This window comes from Paenarthrobacter sp. JL.01a (assembly GCF_025452095.1).
Classification (GTDB): domain Bacteria; phylum Actinomycetota; class Actinomycetes; order Actinomycetales; family Micrococcaceae; genus Arthrobacter.
On the sequence record NZ_CP104877.1, the window covers coordinates 2,817,290 to 2,835,903 of the forward strand.

At 63.5% G+C, this 18,614-nt stretch carries 17 protein-coding genes and 1 tRNA gene; 8 read left to right on the forward strand and 10 right to left on the reverse strand.

Going from position 1 to position 18,614, the window contains the following annotated elements; translation table 11 throughout:
• Positions 1–80: 80 nt before the first annotated feature.
• The 3 genes from N5P29_RS13265 to N5P29_RS13275 all read left to right on the forward strand — a co-directional run bounded on the left by N5P29_RS13265 (position 81) and on the right by N5P29_RS13275 (position 1,725).
• Positions 81–153 (forward strand) — tRNA-Arg (locus tag N5P29_RS13265).
• A 156-nt stretch (positions 154–309) separates the two neighbouring features.
• The gene (locus tag N5P29_RS13270; RefSeq protein ID WP_262278581.1) at positions 310–1,350 is read left to right on the forward strand and encodes a M4 family metallopeptidase; all 1,041 of its coding nucleotides are present in this window, start codon (positions 310–312) and stop codon (positions 1,348–1,350) included.
• Positions 1,351–1,422: 72 nt separating this feature from the next.
• On the forward strand, positions 1,423–1,725 hold the full coding sequence (locus N5P29_RS13275; RefSeq protein WP_262275373.1) for a protealysin inhibitor emfourin: 303 nt from the start codon (positions 1,423–1,425) through the stop codon (positions 1,723–1,725).
• A 24-nt stretch (positions 1,726–1,749) separates the two neighbouring features.
• Here N5P29_RS13275 and N5P29_RS13280 read toward each other — a convergent pair whose 3' ends face one another.
• Positions 1,750–2,718: a GlxA family transcriptional regulator gene (locus N5P29_RS13280; RefSeq protein WP_144659848.1), complete on the reverse strand. Its 969-nt coding sequence runs from the start codon at positions 2,716–2,718 to the stop codon at positions 1,750–1,752.
• A gap of 81 nt (positions 2,719–2,799) precedes the next feature.
• Here N5P29_RS13280 and N5P29_RS13285 point away from each other — a divergent pair, with 81 nt between their 5' ends.
• The 3 genes from N5P29_RS13285 (at position 2,800) to hrpA (ending at position 8,054) form a co-directional block, all read left to right on the forward strand.
• Positions 2,800–2,970 (forward strand): hypothetical protein, encoded by a 171-nt coding sequence (locus N5P29_RS13285; protein ID WP_262275374.1) that lies wholly within the window; start codon positions 2,800–2,802, stop codon positions 2,968–2,970.
• A 147-nt stretch (positions 2,971–3,117) separates the two neighbouring features.
• A complete protein-coding gene (locus tag N5P29_RS13290) occupies positions 3,118–4,098 on the forward strand; it encodes a helix-turn-helix transcriptional regulator (protein WP_262275375.1) in 981 nt (326 codons plus the stop codon).
• Complete coding sequence (hrpA, locus tag N5P29_RS13295) at positions 4,095–8,054, forward strand: ATP-dependent RNA helicase HrpA (RefSeq protein WP_262275376.1); 3,960 nt, start codon at positions 4,095–4,097, stop codon at positions 8,052–8,054. Before N5P29_RS13290 ends, hrpA begins: the two co-directional genes overlap by 4 nt.
• A 72-nt stretch (positions 8,055–8,126) precedes the next feature.
• On the opposite strand, the gene N5P29_RS13300 is transcribed toward hrpA, so the two are convergent.
• From N5P29_RS13300 to N5P29_RS13310, 3 genes are read right to left on the reverse strand one after another with little or no spacing between them, the layout of a single operon-like run.
• Positions 8,127–8,555 carry an HIT family protein gene (locus N5P29_RS13300; RefSeq protein ID WP_262275377.1) on the reverse strand — a complete coding sequence of 143 codons (429 nt, stop codon included), beginning with the start codon at positions 8,553–8,555 and terminating at the stop codon, positions 8,127–8,129.
• Positions 8,552–9,700, reverse strand: coding sequence for an NAD(P)-dependent alcohol dehydrogenase (locus N5P29_RS13305; protein WP_262275378.1), 1,149 nt, complete (start codon positions 9,698–9,700; stop codon positions 8,552–8,554). Before N5P29_RS13305 ends, N5P29_RS13300 begins: the two co-directional genes overlap by 4 nt.
• Positions 9,697–10,596, reverse strand: coding sequence for a sulfurtransferase (locus N5P29_RS13310; RefSeq protein ID WP_262275379.1), 900 nt, complete (start codon positions 10,594–10,596; stop codon positions 9,697–9,699). Before N5P29_RS13310 ends, N5P29_RS13305 begins: the two co-directional genes overlap by 4 nt.
• A gap of 69 nt (positions 10,597–10,665) precedes the next feature.
• On the opposite strand from N5P29_RS13310, the gene N5P29_RS13315 reads away from it, so the two are divergent.
• On the forward strand, positions 10,666–11,748 hold the full coding sequence (locus tag N5P29_RS13315; protein ID WP_262275380.1) for an L-cysteine desulfhydrase Cds1: 1,083 nt from the start codon (positions 10,666–10,668) through the stop codon (positions 11,746–11,748).
• On the opposite strand, the gene N5P29_RS13320 is transcribed toward N5P29_RS13315, so the two are convergent.
• Positions 11,745–12,398 carry an MBL fold metallo-hydrolase gene (locus N5P29_RS13320; RefSeq protein WP_262275381.1) on the reverse strand — a complete coding sequence of 218 codons (654 nt, stop codon included), beginning with the start codon at positions 12,396–12,398 and terminating at the stop codon, positions 11,745–11,747. The genes N5P29_RS13315 and N5P29_RS13320 overlap by 4 nt on opposite strands.
• 94 nt (positions 12,399–12,492) lie before the next feature.
• Between N5P29_RS13320 and N5P29_RS13325 the strand changes: the two genes are divergently transcribed.
• Entirely contained in the window at positions 12,493–12,969 is a 477-nt protein-coding gene (locus N5P29_RS13325; RefSeq protein ID WP_262278582.1) for a Fur family transcriptional regulator, read from the forward strand.
• Here the strand turns inward: N5P29_RS13325 and N5P29_RS13330 are convergent.
• The 5 genes from N5P29_RS13330 to N5P29_RS13350 all read right to left on the reverse strand — a co-directional run bounded on the left by N5P29_RS13330 (position 12,966) and on the right by N5P29_RS13350 (position 18,378).
• Complete coding sequence (locus tag N5P29_RS13330; protein WP_262275382.1) at positions 12,966–13,856, reverse strand: metal ABC transporter permease; 891 nt, start codon at positions 13,854–13,856, stop codon at positions 12,966–12,968. The two genes, N5P29_RS13325 and N5P29_RS13330, sit on opposite strands and share 4 nt — an antisense overlap.
• Complete coding sequence (locus tag N5P29_RS13335; protein WP_262275383.1) at positions 13,857–14,672, reverse strand: metal ABC transporter ATP-binding protein; 816 nt, start codon at positions 14,670–14,672, stop codon at positions 13,857–13,859. It abuts the gene before it with no gap.
• Positions 14,673–14,845: 173 nt separating this feature from the next.
• Positions 14,846–15,847 carry a metal ABC transporter solute-binding protein, Zn/Mn family gene (locus N5P29_RS13340; protein WP_262275384.1) on the reverse strand — a complete coding sequence of 334 codons (1,002 nt, stop codon included), beginning with the start codon at positions 15,845–15,847 and terminating at the stop codon, positions 14,846–14,848.
• A gap of 117 nt (positions 15,848–15,964) precedes the next feature.
• Positions 15,965–17,032: a hemolysin family protein gene (locus N5P29_RS13345; protein WP_262275385.1), complete on the reverse strand. Its 1,068-nt coding sequence runs from the start codon at positions 17,030–17,032 to the stop codon at positions 15,965–15,967.
• Positions 17,029–18,378, reverse strand: coding sequence for a hemolysin family protein (locus N5P29_RS13350; RefSeq protein WP_262275386.1), 1,350 nt, complete (start codon positions 18,376–18,378; stop codon positions 17,029–17,031). Before N5P29_RS13350 ends, N5P29_RS13345 begins: the two co-directional genes overlap by 4 nt.
• Positions 18,379–18,614: the final 236 nt, after the last annotated feature.

Genomic DNA, 18,614 nt, shown 5'->3' on the forward strand with positions numbered 1-18,614 from the left:
TGAAGCAGCCGTTTTCCTTTGCGGCGTCACGGCTGCTAAGCTCTAGGACGTCCCACCGGCAACGGAGGGATACCCTGGATGCCCTCGTAGCTCAGGGGATAGAGCGTCTGCCTCCGGAGCAGAAGGCCGTAGGTTCGAATCCTATCGAGGGCACAACGAAAACCCCGCCAGTGCAGCTGGCGGGGTTTTTCTTTTGCCGGCTACTGACTATCACTTACGGGCTTGCCGGGACGACGCCGCGAAATTGTCGGCCCTGGCTCCTAGGCTGATTGCAGTTGGTCTTTCCGATAGCAAAAGGGGTTTGCCGTGATGTGTTCCATCGTCCCGCCGTACATGCTTCGCAGGATTGCCGCCCAGGACGAACCCCGGCTCCGCGCTGTCGCGCGTGCTGCCAAGGAGTCCCTCCTGCAGATCAAGGGCCTGCAGGCGATCAGAACGGCCACCCTCCCCGCAGCGCCGCCGAGTGCCCGCCAGGCCAAGCCCGGGCCTCCCAAACGGACCATTTACGACGCCGGGTCGTTGGAGGATCTTCCGGGGCACCTTGTTCGCAAGGAGGGCGCGGCACCGGTGGGTGATGCCGCCGCCGATGAAGCCTATGACGGCCTCGGCGGTACGCACCGCTTGTATGGCGAAGTTTTCGGGCGCGATTCAATTGACGACGCCGGGCTGCCGCTGGATGCGACCGTTCACTACGGAAAGCTCTACGACAACGCCTTTTGGAACGGCGGCCAGATGGTCTTCGGGGACGGCGACGGACAGATCTTCCAGCGGTTCACCAAATCCATCAGCGTCATCGGGCACGAGCTGGCCCACGGTGTCACGCAGTACACAGCCAACCTGGCCTACCGCAACCAGGCCGGAGCGCTGAATGAATCGATGTCGGACGTGTTTGGTGTGCTGGTGGAGCAGTACACCAAACAGCAGACCGCGGAGCAGGCCAGCTGGTTGATCGGGCAAGGCTTGTTCACTGACCAGGTGCAGGGTGAAGCACTGCGGTCCATGAAAGCTCCGGGCACTGCCTACGATGACGACGTCCTGGGCAAGGATCCGCAGCCGGATTCCATGGACACCTATGTCCGGACCAGCGCGGACAACGGCGGCGTCCACATCAACTCCGGCATTCCCAACAGGGCTTTCTATGTGGTGGCTGCTGAGCTCGGGGGCCACGCGTGGGAGGCTCCCGGCCAGATCTGGTACGGGACCCTGACCAGTGGAGCGCTCCCCGCCACGTGCACTTTCGGCAAATTCGCCAGGACCACGCTGGCAACGGCCGAGGAACTGTTCGGGAGCGGTTCACGGGAGCATGACGCCGTCCGGAAGGCGTGGGACACTGTGAAGGTCAAGGTTTAGTCGCGCGCCCGGACCTGTAGCCGGTCCGCCTGCGCGCTGGCACAGCAGGGGTAGGACGAGAAGCAGCGGCTCATGAAAATCACGGTCCAACGCAGTGGGGGTGTCGCCGCGATGACGCGTGTTTGGAGCGTGGACGCGGTGTCCCCCGATGACAAGGAGCGGTGGCTTCCTATTGTCGAGGCCTGCCCCTGGGACGAAGCCAAGAGCCAGGCCCGGGCAGTCAATGAGCCGGACCGGTTCATGTACTCCATCAGGGCCGGGCAGCGCCGGGCCACGCTTCCGGACCGTGCTGTCACCGGACCGTGGCAGGAATTGATCGAATGCGCCAAGGCCGAGGGGTCCGAGTCCAGGGGCACCCTCGGCCGACGACGCTAAGCCGGAGCCCCGAGCAGGCCAGCCCTAGATGGCCTCGGCCAGTTGCCCCCGGAACGCCCGCCGGTAGCTTTGTGGACTGGTATCGAGCACTTTCGCGAAGTGGTGCCTGAGCAGGACCGAGTGCCCGAAGCCGGCTTCACGGGCGATCTCGTCAATGTTCAACTCGGTGGTTTCCAGCAGTTCCTGCGCCCGCAGCACCCTCTGCGAGTTCAACCACGCCGCGGGGGTGGTCCCTGTTTCTGCGCGGAAACGGCGGGCAAAGGTGCGTGGCGACATGTGCAGGCGCGCTGCCAGTTCGTTCACACTGTGTTCTTCATCCAGGTGTTCGACCATCCACCGGAGCAGAGCCTCCATGGGCGCCGATCCGCAGCTTGGCATGGGCCGGTCAATGAACTGGGCCTGGCCGCCATCCCGATGCGGCGGCACCACCATGTCGCGGGCAATCGCAGCGGCTACGTTGGCGCCGAGCTCCACACGGACCAGGTGCAGGCAAGCGTCAATCCCTGCCGCGGTGCCGGCGCTGGTGATGATGGTCCCGTCCTGGACGTAGAGGACGTTCTCATCAACCCTGACGGAGGGGTACCGGCCGGCGAGGTCCTGGGAGTAGTGCCAGTGCGTGGTGCAACGCCGCCCATCCAGCAATCCTGCGCGGGCCAGCGCATAGGCTCCTGAACAAATGGACATCACCCAGGCTCCCCTGGCGTGGGCCGCGCGCAGGGCTTCCAGGACGGACTCAGGGACATCCTTGTCCCTGCCAAACGGCGCCATGATCACCAGATCGGCATCCGCCGCAGCTTCGAGTCCGAGGTCCACGTGGAGGGAGGGCCCTGACTTCATGCGGACGTCTCCGGGCTCCGGTGTGACCACCCGGAAGTCGAAGGCCGGAACACCGGAGCCGCGGTCGGATCTGTCGATGCCGAAGACCTCGAAAGCCGTGCCGAACTCGAACACGGAGAAGTCCGGAACCACGATCACTGCCACTGATTTCAACATATCTCCAGTGTGGCAGAAAATTGTCCATATGGGGCATTTCTGCCACTGTTTCTTGCGCCCGCCGGGGAGCAGTCTTGAGACATGGAAATCTTCGGAATCATCCTCTTCATCGTCCTCATCACCGCCGTCGCAGCTACCGTCTCAGCGCTCCTGAAGGATGGGCGCGGCCACAACCCACCCGTCTCCTCAAAAGAACCCTGGACCGCGTTTGAAGCACCCAGCGGCCCATACTGGAATCCCCGCATCTACTAGGCCACGCCGGGCTGATGCACTGCCGGACCAACCCACCCATCCGACGCCTGCCGTTTCAGGGATCACTGCAGGGATCCTTGCACCGGCGGGCGTCCTTCTGTGTCGTTGCCACTTCCCTGGCACCGCTGATGGGCTAGATTCACTTGCATGATTCAAACCTCCGCCCGGTTGCTGCAGCTGTTGTCGCTGCTGCAGGTCCGCCGGGAATGGACGGGACCCGATCTCGCCGACCGCATGGGAGTGACCGAGCGGACGGTGCGCCGGGACATCCACAAACTGCGGAACCTGGGGTATCCCATCCACGCCTCCCCCGGCATTGCCGGCGGCTACCAGCTCGGTGCCGGTGCGCAGTTGCCACCATTGCTCCTTGACGACAACGAAGCACTTGCCGTCGCCTTGGGCCTGAACTCTGTAGCTGCGGGCCCTGTTGCGGGGATCGGCGAAGCCTCCGTCCGCGCCCTGGCCAAAGTGGAACAGGTCCTGCCCGCCCGGCTCCGGCCCAGGTTTGCCATGCTCAAGGCAGCGGTCACGTCCCTGCCCAGCAACGCCGCAACCGTCGATCCCCAACAACTGACCGTGGTTTCGGCGGCAATATCGGATCGTCGCCAGATTTCCTTTGACTACGTCACCTCCGAGGGCGAGGCTTCACGGCGATTGGTCGAACCGTACCGGCTGGTGGACACCGGTCGCCGGTGGTACCTGGTTGCCTGGGATGTGGAGCGTGAGGATTGGCGCACCTTCAGGGCAGACAGATTTGCTTCCCTGCCGGGCGAGCGCAGGAAGTACACTCCCCGGCCTCTCCCGGCGGAGGATCTGGCAGCGTACGTCCAGCAATCCATTACGCGCTCGCCCTACAGGTTCGACGTCGTGGTGCGGCTGCGCGCGCCACTGGCCGAGGCGGCCGCCGTCGTCAGTTCCCAGTACGCAACGCTGAGCGCTGACGGACCGGCAGCGACCATCCTGCGGTCCGGATGGGATAACCTCGCCGCGCCGGCAGCCTACCTGGCTGCGCTGGACCTGGACTTCGAAATTCTTGAACCGGAGGAATTCCGCTCCTTCGCCCGGCACCTTTCGCGCCGGCTCGATGCCGCCGCCGGTCCGGCCACAGTAGACTGGCAGCAGCCATGACACTTCAAATTTCCTATCCCGCAGAGCTGCCGGTATCCGAGCGCCGCGAGGATCTGATGGCGGCCATCGCCGCGAACCAGGTAACCATCATCGCCGGCGAGACCGGTTCGGGTAAGACCACACAGATTCCCAAGATGTGCCTTGAACTGGGCCTTGGCGACAAAGGACTGATCGGGCACACCCAGCCGCGCCGCCTGGCAGCCCGCACGGTCGCCGAACGCATCGCCTCCGAGCTCGACGTCGAAATCGGCCAGGAGGTTGGTTTCCAGGTCCGGTTCACCGGCGAGGTCAGCGCCGCCACCAAGATCAAGCTCATGACGGACGGCATCCTGCTGGCAGAGATCCAGCGGGACAAACTGCTCCGGAAATACAGCACCATCATCATCGACGAGGCCCATGAACGCAGCCTCAACATCGACTTCATCCTTGGCTACCTCAAGCGGATCCTGCCGCAGCGCCCCGACCTCAAGATCATCATTACCTCGGCCACCATCGATCCCGAACGCTTCGCCAAGCACTTCGGCAGCGATAACGACCCTGCCCCCATCATCGAGGTTTCCGGCCGTACCTACCCGGTGGAGATCCGCTACCGGCCGCTCTCCCAGCCTGTCGACCCCGACGATGAGGACTCCGACGACGAACTCGAGGAGGACCGCGATCCCCTCGACGCCGTCTGCGACGCAGTGGACGAGCTCGCCAAGGAGGCCCAGGGAGACATCCTCATCTTCTTCTCCGGCGAGCGCGAAATCCGCGACGCCGCAGAAGCCATCAACGGCCGCATCCAAGGCAACCGGCGCCTGGAAGGCACGGAAGTCCTTCCCCTCTTTGCCCGGTTGAGCCTCCAGGAGCAACACCGCGTCTTCAACCCCGGAGGCAAGCGCCGCATCATCCTGGCCACCAACGTGGCGGAGACCTCCCTCACCGTTCCCGGCATCAAGTACGTCATCGACACCGGCACGGCCCGCATCTCCCGGTATTCGCACCGGACCAAAGTCCAGCGACTGCCCATTGAGCGGGTGTCACAGGCATCGGCCAACCAGCGTTCAGGGCGTTGCGGCCGCGTGTCGGAAGGCATCGCGATCCGCTTGTACTCGGAAGAGGACTTCGAGTCACGCCCGCAGTTCACTGATCCGGAAATCCTGCGGACCAACCTCGCCGCGGTCATCCTGCAAATGACCGCCATGGGGGTGGCCCGCGGCCCCAAGGACGTGGAGAACTTCCCGTTTGTGGAACCTCCGGAGACCAGGGCCATCAACGACGGCGTGACGCTCCTGCGCGAACTCGGCGCCTTGAGCGCGCAGAAGTCCCCTGACGCCCGCGGCAACGGACGCAGCGGCGGCGGACTGACCGCCGTCGGACAGAAACTGGCCCAACTTCCCGTCGATCCCCGGCTTGGAAGGATGATCGTGGAGGCAGGCAAGCGCGGATGCGTCCGGGAAGTCATGATCCTTGCCGCAGCGCTGACCATCCAGGACCCCCGGGAACGCCCTACCGACAAACAGCAGCTTGCCGCAGAAAAGCATGCACGCTTCCGTGACGAAATCTCCGACTTCACCGGGTACCTCAACCTCTGGAACTACCTGCAGGAAAAGCAGCGCGAGCTCTCTTCCACGCAGTTCCGCAGGCTGTGCCGCAACGAATTCATCAATTACCTGCGCGTTCGTGAGTGGCAGGACCTCTTCACGCAGCTCCGCCAACTCGCCAAGCCCTTGGGCATCAGCCTGGACAACAAACGCGAGGCCGACCCCGTAGGAAACTACGAGGGCATCCACATCAGCTTGTTGTCCGGCCTGCTCAGCCACATTGGACTGCTGGACGAACGGAAGCGCGAATACGCCGGTGCCCGGGGAAGCCGGTTCGCAATCTTCCCTGGTTCGGCCCTGTTCAAGAAGTCGCCCACGTACGTCATGGCAGCCGAACTGGTGGAGACCAGCAGGCTATGGGCGCGTGTTGCAGCCAAGTTCGATCCCCTCTGGGCAGAGCAGGTGGCCCCCGAACTGGTGAAGCGCACCTACAGCGAACCACATTGGTCGTCGCGCCAGGGTGCGGTGCTAGCCCACGAGAAGGTGACGCTGTACGGCGTCCCGATCATTCCGAACCGTCGGGTGAACTATGGACGCATTGATCCCGAACTGTCCCGTGAGCTGTTCATTCGCCATGCGCTGGTGGAGGGCGAGTGGAGGACGCACCACAAGTTCTTCCATCGCAACCGGGCCCTGTTGCAGGAGATCGAGGAACTCGAAACCCGCATGCGCCGCCGGGACATCCTGGTGGACGACCAGACCCTGTTCGAGTTCTACGATGCCCGCGTGGGCAAGGACGTAGTCTCCGAAAGGCACTTCGACAGGTGGTGGAAGGAGGCCCGCCAATCGGACCCCCATCTGCTGGACTTCGACCAGTCGCTGTTGATGAGCGAAGAGGCCGATGCCCTGGACGACTCCGCATACCCGAAGACCTGGGTCCATAAGGGCTTTGAACTGCCCCTGAGCTATGAATTCCACCCCGTGGCGCCAGGCTCTGCTCCCAATCCCTCCGATGGCGTGACTGCCGAGGTTCCGGTGCTTTTCCTGAACCAACTGGATGATGCTCCCTTCCGCTGGCAGATTCCGGGCCAGCGGGTGGACCTTGTCACTGCCCTTATCAAGTCGCTGCCCAAACAGGTACGGAAGAACTTCGTGCCCGCACCGGACGTCGCAAGGCAGGCTACCGAAGCGTTGGAAGCCGGCTTCGATCCCGAAGTGGATGAGCTGGAACCGTCTTTGGAGCTGGTGTTGCGGCGGCTTCGCGGGCACATCATCCCGCCGGGCTCCTGGAACTGGGAGGCAGTGCCGCCCCACTTGCGTGTCAGCTTCAAAGTGGTGGACAGCAAGGGCAAGGTCCTGGATGAGGGCAAGGACCTCGCGCAATTGCAGGAAAAACTTGCCCCGGCCACCCGCCGCGCCATCGCCGAATCGCTGGGAGCCACGCCCGCGACGACGTCCCGCGCCTCACGCGGGAACGGTTCGGTCGTGCCGGGCGGCCAGGCGACACCGCCCTCGGGCGGCTCCGCGCCGGTCGGCAACCCTGCCTCAACCGAGGGCGCGGTGGCAGAACGGACCGGGATCACCGAATGGGATTTCGGCAACGTGGACCGGCAGGTCAGCCGGACCGTCAAAGGCCACGCCGTCACCGGGTTCCCGGCCTTGATCGACGAGGGCAAGTCCGTGGCATTGCGCGTGTTCCAGACCAAGGCCGAACAGGAATCAGCCATGCGCGGCGGGGTCATCCGGCTGTTGGCCCTGCGGATCCCTTCCCCGGACCGCTACGTGCTCGAACACCTCAGCAACACCGAAAAGCTGACCTTCAGCCAGAATCCCCATGGGTCAGTCAGTGCCCTCATTGCCGACTGCGCGTTGGCTGCGATCGACAAGCTGGTACCCCAGGAACTGCCGTGGGACCGGGAGTCCTTCGATGCGCTCTACGAAGTAGTCAGGGCAGAACTGATAGATACCGTCTTCACGGTGACCGCCGTCGTCGAACGTATCCTCGCCAGCACCCGACGCATCCAGAAGGCGCTCAAATCCAACGCAAGCCTGCTGTTGATCAGTGCGCTCAACGATATGAAGAGCCAACTGGAGCAGCTGGTCTTCCCGGGTTTTGTGGCACAAACGGGCTACGCCCAGCTCAGCCAGTTGCCGCGATACCTGCAGGCCATGGAGAAGCGCCTGGAAAAGCTGTCGGGCAATGTCCAGCGGGACAGCCTCAACATGGGCATCGTCCAGGCCTTGGAAGACGACTATGACGACGCCGTGTCCGCGCTGCTGCCCGGACGTCGGGCAGGCGCTGAGTTAACCCGGGTGCGCTGGATGATCGAGGAGCTGCGGGTCAGCCTCTTCGCAGTGGAACTCGGGACGGCCTACTCCGTGTCGGAGAAGCGGATCCGCACAGCACTGAACCAGGCGCTCGCCCCGGCCTAGACGTACAGCTGGAGACGCAGAAAACCCGGCGATGCCTTTACAGCACCGCCGGGTTAACTGGCAGGGATATCATCAGTCCTCCGGGACAGCCTCGCCGTGTCCGGCCGCCCGCAACGCCGCACGGAGCTTCACAGCCGTCGCATCCATCACGGCCGGGTCCGGGTTGTGGTCGACATTGTGGATCTCAAAATCCGCGGTGGAATACGCGGGCCACACATGCACATGGAGGTGGTCCACCTCGAAGCCTTCCATCAGGACACCCACGCGCTTGGCGGAGAACAACTCTTCCTGCACCTTGCCGATGCTTTGGGAGACGTCCATGACCTTGGCCAGAAGCTCCGGGGTGGCGTGCGTCCAGGAGTCGACTTCCTCCCGCGGGACCACAAGGGTATGGCCTTGGGTGATGGGGGCGATGGTCAGGAACGCCACCAGGTCCTCGTCCTTCCACACGAAGCGGCCCGGGATCTCCCCGTTGATGATCCTGGTGAACAAGGTACTCATGCGTCTGCCCTTTCAGCTGGTTCCTGAAGTGTTGCGGTGTCCAGCACAAAACGGTACTTCACATCGCCGGCCACCATGCGGTCATAAGCCTCGTTGAGCTGGTCCGCGCGGACGATTTCGATGTCGCTGGCTACGCCGTGCTCTGCACAGAAGTCCAGCATCTCCTGGGTCTCCTCAATGCCGCCGATCAACGAGCCCGCGTACGCGAGACGGCGGCGGATGAGCAGGCCCGGGCTGACCGGAGGCATGTCGTCGGCGGGAAGACCCAGCTGGAAGAGTGCCCCATCGAGCCGGAGGGTGCGGAAGTACGGGTTGAGGTCGTGGGGAGCGGCTACGGTATCGATGATGACATCGATGCTCCGGTTGGCGGCCTCCATCGCGTCGGCATCCTTGGAGAGCACGACGTGGTCTGCTCCGAGTTCACGGGCGGCATCGAATTTGGACTCGGAAGTAGTAAAGACCGTGACCTCCGCGCCCATGGCCTTGGCGATCTTGACGGCCATATGCCCCAGCCCGCCCAATCCGACCACTCCTACCGAGTCGCCCTCTTCGACATCGAAGTACCTCAACGGTGAATAGGTGGTGATTCCAGCGCACAAAAGCGGTGCCGCTGCTGCCGGGTCCAGCGACTCGGGCACCCGCAGCACGAATCCCTTGTCCACCACTACCGACGTCGAATAGCCGCCCTGGGTGATGGCATCGGCATGGCGGGGATCGGCAGCGCCGTAGGTTCCGACGTTGCCACGCTCGCAATACTGTTCCAGGCCTTCAAGGCAGCTGTCGCACTCGCGGCACGAGTCAACCATGCATCCGACCCCTACACGGTCACCTACGGAGAAGTCCTCAACCGAGGCACCCACGCGGGTTACGTGGCCAACAATCTCATGGCCGGGCACCAGCGGGTACGGGGGCACACGCCACTCTCCGCGGGTCGCGTGGACATCCGAGTGGCACAAGCCGCAGAATTCGATGGCGATCTCCACGTCGTCCTCACCTGGCTCGCGGCGTGCCACTGTCAACGGCACCAGGCCGCTATCGGGCGAGGTGGCACCATACGCCGCCGCCAACACTCCGGCGGAGGCTTCGGAGGTGTCGAGGGTGATGGTCTTCGCGAGGGGTGGGGGCACGGGGCGTCCAGGATTCATGCTTCGACGCTACTCCCGTCAGCAGGGCTCATGCTACTTGGGCCTCCAGCACCGTCTTCGAACGGCGCGTCACCGACGGCGACGTCGTTCGCTGCGTTGTTCGACCACTGCGAAAAGGATCCGGGGTACAGGGCCGCCTTGAAGCCCGCGATCTCCAGTGCCGCGATCTCGTGGGAGGCCGTAACGCCCGAGCCGCAGTAGACGGCAACGTTGGAGTTTTCATCCAGCCCCAGGTCCTCGAAACGGCGTCGCAGCTCCCCAGCCGGGAGGAAGGTACCGTCCGAAGATACGTTCTGCGTCGTCGGAGCGCTCAGGGCACCCGGGATGTGGCCGGCCCTGGGATCGATGGGTTCCACTTCGCCCCTGTACCGCTCTCCGGCCCGGGCGTCCAGCAGCACACCTTCGCGGCTCCACTTCGAGGCCTCCTGCTCGGTGATGGACGGCATGCGGCCATCACTCAGGGAAACACTGCCGACGACGGCGGTCACCTCCCCTGGCTCCAGCGGGTAGCCGGCGGCCCGCCAGGCGGCCAGGCCGCCGTCGAGCAGGTAAACGGACTCGACTCCCGCATTCCGAAGCATCCACCAGGCGCGTGCTGCCGCCATGCTGCCGCTGTCGTCGTACGCAACGACCGTGTCGCCGTCGTTGATGCCCCACCGCCGCGCAGCTTCCTGGAAGCGGTCCGGGGAGGGCAAGGGGTGGCGGCCCAGTCCTGCCTCGGCATGGTCTGCCAGCTCGGTGGGGAGGTCCACAAACACCGCACCCGGCACGTGGGCGGCGAGGTAGTTCACGTGCCCGTCATCCCGGCCAAGGACCCACCGAACGTCCAGGACAACGGTCCGCTCCCCTGTTTCAAGGCGCTGGTGCAGTTCCGGGACAGTCATCAGGGTGGCCATGCGTTCTCCTTCATTGGGGGTGCGGGCGGCGGTGCTGCCGGAACCACGTTTCCAGCCTAGGCTTATCCGGTGAGCAATTCGTGTATTCAGGACAGGACCTGGGCCAGCGAGGCCATCCGCACCATCGAGGCCGAAAACAACCGTTCGGCGGACACGCACCTTTACGCCGTTCCACTTCCCGAGCACTGGGGCGTCCAGCTGTACCTGAAGGATGAGTCCACGCACCGTTCGGGCAGCCTGAAACACCGCCTGGCGAGGTCGTTGTTCCTGTACGGCCTGGTCAACGGGTGGATCACCGAGGGAACCACCATCGTGGAAGCCTCCAGCGGCAGCACTGCCGTCTCAGAGGCCTATTTTGCCCGGCTGATCGGATTGCCGTTCATCGCTGTCATGACCAAAACCACGAGCCCCGAGAAGATCGCCTTGATCGAGGACTTTGGAGGCTCTTGCTTGCTGGTGGACCACGCCTCGGAGGTCTACGCCGTCGCTGAAGAAACCGCCCGGACATCCGGCGGCCACTACATGGACCAGTTCACCTACGCTGAGCGGGCCACGGACTGGCGCGGGAACAACAACATCGCAGAGTCGATCTTCGAACAACTCGCGCTCGAAGAGCACCCCGTGCCGGAATGGATCGTCGTGGGCGCCGGGACCGGCGGAACCAGCGCAACCATTGGCCGCTACCTTCGGTACAACAGGTACGCCACCCGCCTGGCCGTGGTTGATCCGGAAAACTCCGCCTTCTACCCGGCGTGGCGGGACGGAAACGCAACTACCGCCACGGGGCTCCCCTCTCGTATCGAGGGCATCGGCCGACCCCGCTCGGAGCCAAGCTTCGTGCCGGCGGTGATTGACCACATGATCCAGGTGCCTGACGCCGCCTCCGTTGCCGCCATGCGGCACCTCCGTAAACTCACCGGCCTCCATGCCGGGCCTTCCACGGGAACCAATCTGTGGGGTGTATGGCAACTGGTGGCACAGATGGTGGCGGAAGGCCGCAAGGGCAGCATCGTTTCGCTGATGTGCGACGCCGGTGACCGTTACGTGGGCAGCTATTACGACGCCGGGTGGCTGGCTTCCCATGGCCTGGACCCGGTTCCGCACGAGCAAGTGCTGAACCGCTTCCACGACACAGGGGTCTGGACGGGCTAGACCTCGACGGAGTCCCGCGGGGCAAGTTTGGTGTAGCTGGTCCCGTAGCGGGCACCGATCCTTGTGACATGGCCTTCGACGATTCCGCGTCCGAGGTCGTTGAGCAGTCCGTCGTGGACGGGGAAGGCCTTGGGCGCACGCACCGAGATCACAAAGTCCACTACCTCCCCGACCTTCGACCACGGGGCATTGATGGGGACGAGGAGCGTCCGGACACTGATCCCGTCCGGCACCACGAACGAGTCGCCGGGGTGGAACACGTTTTCATCCACCAGGTACCCGATGTTGGCCACGACCGGAATCTGCGGGTGGATCACAGCGTGCTGGCCCCCGAACGTCCGGATGCCGAAACCCGCCACGTCAAAGGCCGAACCCGGATCGACCGCGTGGACGCGCGCAGCTACGTCACTGTCTTCCTTCAGCGCGGAGGCCACTGCCGAGGGCGCGTACACTTCCAGTTCCGAGTTGCTTCGCAAGGCCGCCAGTACTGCCGGACGGTCAATGTGGTCATTGTGCTCGTGGGTAACAAGCACGGCGCTGGCTCCTTCGAGGGCTTCCGCCGACTCGGAGAAGGTGCCGGGATCGATGACCAGGACCTTCCCATCCTTCTCCAAACGGACACAGGCATGGGTGTATTTGGTGAGCTTCATGGGGACAGCCTATGGGCGGCCTGTGACAGTTTCCAAGGATCGCCAACTGGTAAAATCGAAGTTTGCCAGCATCCCCACGGAAGTGAGCCTTTCAATGCCACACGGCACCAATTCCGCCGCGACCGACCCGAGCAGGCCGGCCGCTGCGGCCACGGGCGGAGTCAAGGAGCAGCGCGTCACCAAGCAGCGCCTGGCCGTCAGCGCAGCGCTGGACGAATTGGATGACTTCGTCAGCACCCAGGAGTTGTACCGCCTGATGCAGAACAAGGGCATCTCGGTGTCCTTGGCCACCAGCTACCGCATTTTGCAGTCACTGGCCGACGACGGCCTTATCGACGTCCTCCGCAACGGCGAGGGCGAAGCCGTCTACCGTCGTTGCGCCGTCACCGGACACCACCACCACCTGCTTTGCCGGAACTGTGGCAAGGCCGTGGAAGTCGAAGCACCCGCCGTCGAGACCTGGGCAGCCCGCACTGCCTCGGAGCACGGCTTCACGGAAGTAGCGCACACGGTGGAAATCTTTGGCCTGTGCCCGGAGTGCACCGCCAAGAAGGCCGCCGGAAAGCTTTAGAGCGCCCGGGCAGGCTGGTCCCGCGTCACGCGGCCGTTCAAGCCACGGTTCACCCGCAGCCGGCCAATGATCCGGCACACCACGTAGATCAGGAATGACAACGTTGTCACGTAGGGGCTGATCGGGATGCGGCTGCCGAGGGCCAGTAGGATGCCTCCCACCGTCGAGGCCAGGGCGAAGGCAACACTCAACACGACCACCAGTTTGGGCGAGGTTGTCACCCGCAAGGCTGCGGCCGCCGGCGTGATCAGCAAAGCCAGCACCAACAGAGCGCCAACGATCTGGATGGACAGTGCCACACTGACTCCCAGAAGCACCATGAAACCGATGGCCAGTCCACGTACGGGAACGCCGCGGGCTTCTGCCATCTCCGGGTCCACGCTGGCGAAGCTGAGGGGGCGCCAGATCGCGATCAACGCAATCATCACCACTACGGCGGTTCCTGCGAGAGCCTGCAGCTGGACGGTATCCACGGAGACAATCTGGCCGGTCAACAGCCCGAATTTGTTCGCTGCACGGCCTTCGTAGAGCGCCAGGAAGAGAATCCCGAGGCCCAGCCCGAAGGGCATGATGACGCCAATGATCGAATTCTTGTCCCGGGCCCTGACTCCCATGAAGCCCAGCAGGACGGCGGCAGCCACCGAGCCGATCAGGGAACCGAGGATGATATCGGCCCCGATCAAGAGCGCGAAAGCTGCCCCGGCAAAGGACAGTTCGGAGATCCCGTGGACCGCGAACGCCAGGTCCCGCTTCATCACGAACGTGCCCACCAGGCCTCCTAGGAGCCCAAGGACAGCACCGGCCCACAGCGAATTCTGGACGAGCACCAGCAGTTCGCCGTAGTTCTCGAAGTTGAAAATGGTCTGCAGAATCCCGGCCAGGTCCACTTAGAGCTCCTCCCCTGCGGTCGCGTGGGCATCGTCATGGAAGTGCGTGGTGGCGTCCGGAAGGCCGACGACGACGATCCTTCCGTTGGTGTGGATGACTTCCACATGGCTGTTGTACAGTTCGGACAAAACTTCCGTGGTCATGACTTCCTGCGGGGTTCCCACACGGAACTGGCCACCGGCCAGATAGAGCACACGGTCCACGTACTCGATCACGGGATTGATCTCGTGCGTTACGAAGACCACGGCGCTGTTCCGCTCGTGGCATTGTTTGTTGATCAAGGAGCTGACGCCCTGTTGGTGGTGGAGGTCAAGGGAGAGCAGCGGCTCATCGCAGAGCAGCACCTGCGGCTCGGTAGCCAGCGCCTGGGCCACCCTCAGCCGCTGCTGTTCGCCTCCGGAAAGCTGGCCAACCGGCACTTTGGCGTAGTCCGATGCCCCGACCAGCTCAAGCAATTCGTCGATGCGCTGGTTGACTTTGCCTGAAGCGAGCCGCATCCCCCAGCGATGGCCGTCGATGCCCAGGCCCACCAGGTCGCGGGCACGCAAGGGGGTGTCCGATGCGAAGGACTTTTGCTGGGGAATGTAACCGATCTGCTTGCTGCCGCGTTCCACCGGATGCCCGGCAAGGGAAACCGTTCCGGCGTGGAGTTCCTGCAACCCCAGGAGGACCTTCAGGAAGCTGGTCTTGCCGCTGCCGTTCGGACCCAGGACGGCAAAGAACTCACCCGGGTTGATGTCGAGGTCAAGGTCCTTCCAGAGTGTCCTCTTGCCGAACTGCAGACTGGCTCCGCGGAGGCTCACTACGGGTGTCAAAAGTTGTCCTCTATCCATACGTTGCTGGAACGTAATTCCTTGTGTAACGGCCCGGGGTTATCCGGCGTGGGCGATTGCTTGCCTGGTGGCGGCAAGCAAAAAGCCCCGCAGCCATCCTCAACATCTTAGGACGCCGGCGGGGCCCTTCACCGCATTACGGGAGCTGGAAGGTACTACTTCCTGAGCGCGGCGGAGACCGACTCCACGTTGTCCGTCATCCACTGGATGTAGTCCTTGCCATCGGGCAGGGTCTCAGTGAAGTTCACCACCGGCACCTTCGCGGACTCGGCGGCCCGCTTGACGGTTTCGGTCTGGGGGCCGGCGGTCTGCTCGTTGTAGGCGAGGAACCGGACCGAACCGGCACTGAGAAGGTCGGTGGTCTCCTTCATGACGGCGGGCGGGACGTCAGAGCCCTCTTCGACCGCGGCGCTGTAGGCCTCTGGAGTCTTGTTCTCCAAACCCGCGGCTTCCAGGAGGTAGAGGGGTACGGGCTCGGTGATCGCCACCGGGGCATGTTCGTTTGCCGCCTTCACGGCATCGAGCTTTCCGGTCAGGTCTTTGAGCTTTGCCTTGAAGGCATCGGCGTTGCCCGTGAAGGTTGAGGCGGATGCCGCGTCAAGGCTGCCGAGCTTGCTTGCCACAGCATCGGCAACCTTGCCCATAACATCCAGGTTGTACCAAACGTGCTCGTTGAAGTCGCCATGGCTGTGGCTGTGGCCTTCTTCGGAGTGCGCGTCTTCGCTGTGGCCTGCCTCGGCGGGAGCAAGCCCGGAAATGTCCACGGCGCTGATCATGTTGTCGTGGCCGACCTTGGTTTCATCGGCGATCTTGTGCAGGAATTCGTCGTAGCCCCCACCGTTCTCCACCACGAGCTTGGCCTTGGAGATCACGAGTTTGTCCTGGGCGCTGGCCTCGTAGGAGTGCGGGTCCTGGCTTGTCTTGGTGATGATGGAGCTGACGTTGACCTTGTCGCCGCCGACGGCTTTCACGATGTCGCCGTAGACGTTCGTGGAAGTGACAACCTCAATGGCTCCGGCGGCCGAGGAACTGTTGGCCCCGGCGGTACCGGCGCAGGAGGAAAGCAGGAGCGCTGCGATTCCTGCGGAAGCGGCTACGGACAGGCGGGCGGCGGTACGACGCACGAAGACCTCGGATCTACTCAAAATGAGAATCAAACACAATTGCTGGCAGGAACCAGTGTAACCCTAAATAGGAATCATTCCTATTTAGGAAAAAGGGCGGGCATCGTTTTGCCACCGATGCCCGCCCTTAAAAGCTATCCGCCTTCGGCCTCAGGCTTCCTGTGCACCAAAACGACGAATGCCTGTTGCCTGCGTTGCATCGCGGATCTCGCCGACCAACTGTTCAATGACATCCTCAAGGAACAGGACACCTTGGGTGTCACCCCCCGCGCCGACGACCCGGGCCAGGTGCGAGCCTGTGCGCTGCATAACGGACATGGCCCGCTCGATTTCATCGTCCGGAGACAGGTTGGCCAACGAACGGATGCGCCCTTCGGCAATGGGGTGCCGGCGGCCCTCGTCAGGGATGGACAGGATGTCCTTGACGTGGAGGTATCCGGCGAGTTCGCCGTCGTCGTCCACCATCGGGAAGCGGGAGAAGCCGGTACGGCTGACCGCCTTCTCGAGGTCTACCGGCGTTGAGGCCGTCTTGAGCACCACCAGTTTGTCCAGCGGAACCATGATGTGGGACGCCGTGTGCTCCGAGAACTCCAACGCGCCGCTCAACAACCCGGTTTCGTCATCCACCAGGCCGTGCCGGGTGGACTCCTGGACGATCGACTGCACTTCCTCGAGCGTAAAGGAAGAAGAGACCTCGTCCTTCGGCTCGATTTTCATCAACCTCAGGATGTGGTTCGCCAGACAGTTGAGGCTCCAGATGACCGGGTTGACTATCCGGGCAATGAACATCAGCGGTGGCGCCAGCAGGAGGGCCGCTTTGTCTGCCACGGATACCGAGATGTTCTTGGGGACCATCTCACCGAACGTGACATGGAGGAACGTCACGAACAGCAACGCGATCACGAAGGCCAGAATGTCCGCCAACTCGACCGGCACACCGACAAGCTCCAACGGCTCGGCCAGCAGATGGTGGATGGCAGGCTCGGCAACCTGAAGGATCAGGAGCGAGCAGACGGTAATGCCCAACTGCGCACAGGCGAGCATCAGTGACACATTCTCCATGGCGCGAAGTGTCGTCTGCGCGCGTTTGGAGCCGGCCTCGGCCAGGGGCTCGATCTGGCTGCGGCGCGCCGACATGACGGCGAATTCGGCGCCCACAAAGAAGGCATTGCCGATCAGCAGGATGACAAGCCAAACAATTCCTGCCCAGTCACTCATACGGCACCTGCCTCGTGCTGCGTGGATTCGGCACCGTTTTGGCCGTCATCCCGGACAATGTGGTGGAAACAGATCCGGTCGATCCTGCGGCCGTCCATCCTGGTGACCGTCAGGGTCCCATCCGGGGTTTCGACGACGTCGCCCACCTTGGCAATCCTGCCCAGCTGGCTCATGACGTAGCCACCCACAGTTTCATAGGCGGATTCATCCGGAACAGTGAGGTTCGGAATCTGCTCGGATACTTCGTCCGGCCGAAGCAAGCCCGGAAAGTACCAATCGCCGGTGGCACTTTGCAGCACTCCGGGGCGCACTTTGTCGTGCTCGTCCGCTACCTCACCGACGATCTCTTCAACCAGGTCCTCAAGGGTGGCGATGCCGGCGGTCCCGCCGTATTCGTCAAGCACGACGGCGAGTTGCAGGTTGCCCTCGCGCAGTTCAGACAGCAGGGCGTCAAGGTGGATGGTCTCGGGGACCTGCAGGACATCGGTCATGATGGCACCCGCCTGGAGCTTGGCACGACGCTCCGCGGGAACTGCAACAGCCTTCTTCACGTGGACCACACCGCGGATGTCATCCGTGGAATCGCCGATGACCGGAAAACGCGAATACCCGGTGCGCCTTGCGGCGTCGAGGATGTCGGTCACCGGCTGGTCGGCGTCGATGGTTTCCATGCGGATGCGGGGCGTCATGACATCTGCCGCCGTGCGCCCCGAGAAGTTCAGGGTCCGGGCGACGAAGTTCGCCGTTCCCGCATCCAATGTCCCAAGCTCGGCGGAGCGACGCACCAAGGAGGCGAGCTCTGCGGGAGTCCGCGCCCCCGAGATCTCCTCTTTGGCCTCAAGGCCGAACAGGTTCAGCACTTTGTTGGAGAACCCGTTCAGCACCACGATGGCCGGCTTGAAGACGGCGGTGAAGATCAGCTGCGGGCGGGCCAGGCGCTTTCCCAGCGGGAACGCCAGGGCGATGGCCATGTTCTTGGGAACCAGTTCCCCCAGCAGCATCGACAACAACGTGGCAAAGGCCATGGCCACGATCAATGCGACAGAGTGGACGGCCTCGCTGGGAAGGCCCAGCAAGCTGAGCGGCCCCAGCAGCAGTTGGCCAACAGAGGGCTCCATGACGAAACCCGTCAAAAGGGTGGTCAGCGTGATGCCGAGCTGGCAACTGGAGAGTTGGGTTGAGAGCGACTTGAGGCACTTCAGCAGTGGAGCCGCGGCGTGGTCACCGTTATCGACTGCACGCTGAACGCTTGCCTGGTCAAGGGCAACCAAGGAAAACTCAACCGCAACAAAGAAGCCGGTCCCGAAAATCAGGGCAAAACCGGCCAGGAGAAGAAACCATTCCACTTAGCGCATCCCTCCAAGGGCAGGCACGTGTAATGGGATCAGGACCTTCGGCGCGGGGTTTCGCCCCGGCGGAGGCTGGTCGGGTGCTGCGGAGGCATGGTCCGTGGCACCACCGGCAGTGAACGCCGGCGCATGATGGGCATGTGAACGGGTATTGCCGGCTCGGCGGGCACGCTGTGCGGAGTTGCCAGGTTGGCTCCCCCGACAGTTCCCAGGCCGGCACCTAGATTTACTGT

What these genes read in the sequence shown, in the direction of transcription:
- N5P29_RS13305 (WP_262275378.1), bottom strand. Translation starts at nt 9,700, where the DNA reads ATGAATCCTGGACGCCCCGTGCCCCCACCCCTCGCGAAGACCATCACC.
- N5P29_RS13345 (WP_262275385.1), bottom strand. Translation starts at nt 17,032, where the DNA reads ATGAGTGACTGGGCAGGAATTGTTTGGCTTGTCATCCTGCTGATCGGC.
- N5P29_RS13325 (WP_262278582.1), top strand. Translation starts at nt 12,493, where the DNA reads ATGCCACACGGCACCAATTCCGCCGCGACCGACCCGAGCAGGCCGGCC.
- N5P29_RS13300 (WP_262275377.1), bottom strand. Translation starts at nt 8,555, where the DNA reads ATGAGTACCTTGTTCACCAGGATCATCAACGGGGAGATCCCGGGCCGC.
- N5P29_RS13270 (WP_262278581.1), top strand. Translation starts at nt 310, where the DNA reads ATGTGTTCCATCGTCCCGCCGTACATGCTTCGCAGGATTGCCGCCCAG.
- hrpA (WP_262275376.1), top strand. Translation starts at nt 4,095, where the DNA reads ATGACACTTCAAATTTCCTATCCCGCAGAGCTGCCGGTATCCGAGCGC.
- N5P29_RS13285 (WP_262275374.1), top strand. Translation starts at nt 2,800, where the DNA reads ATGGAAATCTTCGGAATCATCCTCTTCATCGTCCTCATCACCGCCGTC.
- N5P29_RS13280 (WP_144659848.1), bottom strand. Translation starts at nt 2,718, where the DNA reads ATGTTGAAATCAGTGGCAGTGATCGTGGTTCCGGACTTCTCCGTGTTC.
- N5P29_RS13310 (WP_262275379.1), bottom strand. Translation starts at nt 10,596, where the DNA reads ATGGCCACCCTGATGACTGTCCCGGAACTGCACCAGCGCCTTGAAACA.
- N5P29_RS13275 (WP_262275373.1), top strand. Translation starts at nt 1,423, where the DNA reads ATGAAAATCACGGTCCAACGCAGTGGGGGTGTCGCCGCGATGACGCGT.
- N5P29_RS13320 (WP_262275381.1), bottom strand. Translation starts at nt 12,398, where the DNA reads ATGAAGCTCACCAAATACACCCATGCCTGTGTCCGTTTGGAGAAGGAT.
- N5P29_RS13290 (WP_262275375.1), top strand. Translation starts at nt 3,118, where the DNA reads ATGATTCAAACCTCCGCCCGGTTGCTGCAGCTGTTGTCGCTGCTGCAG.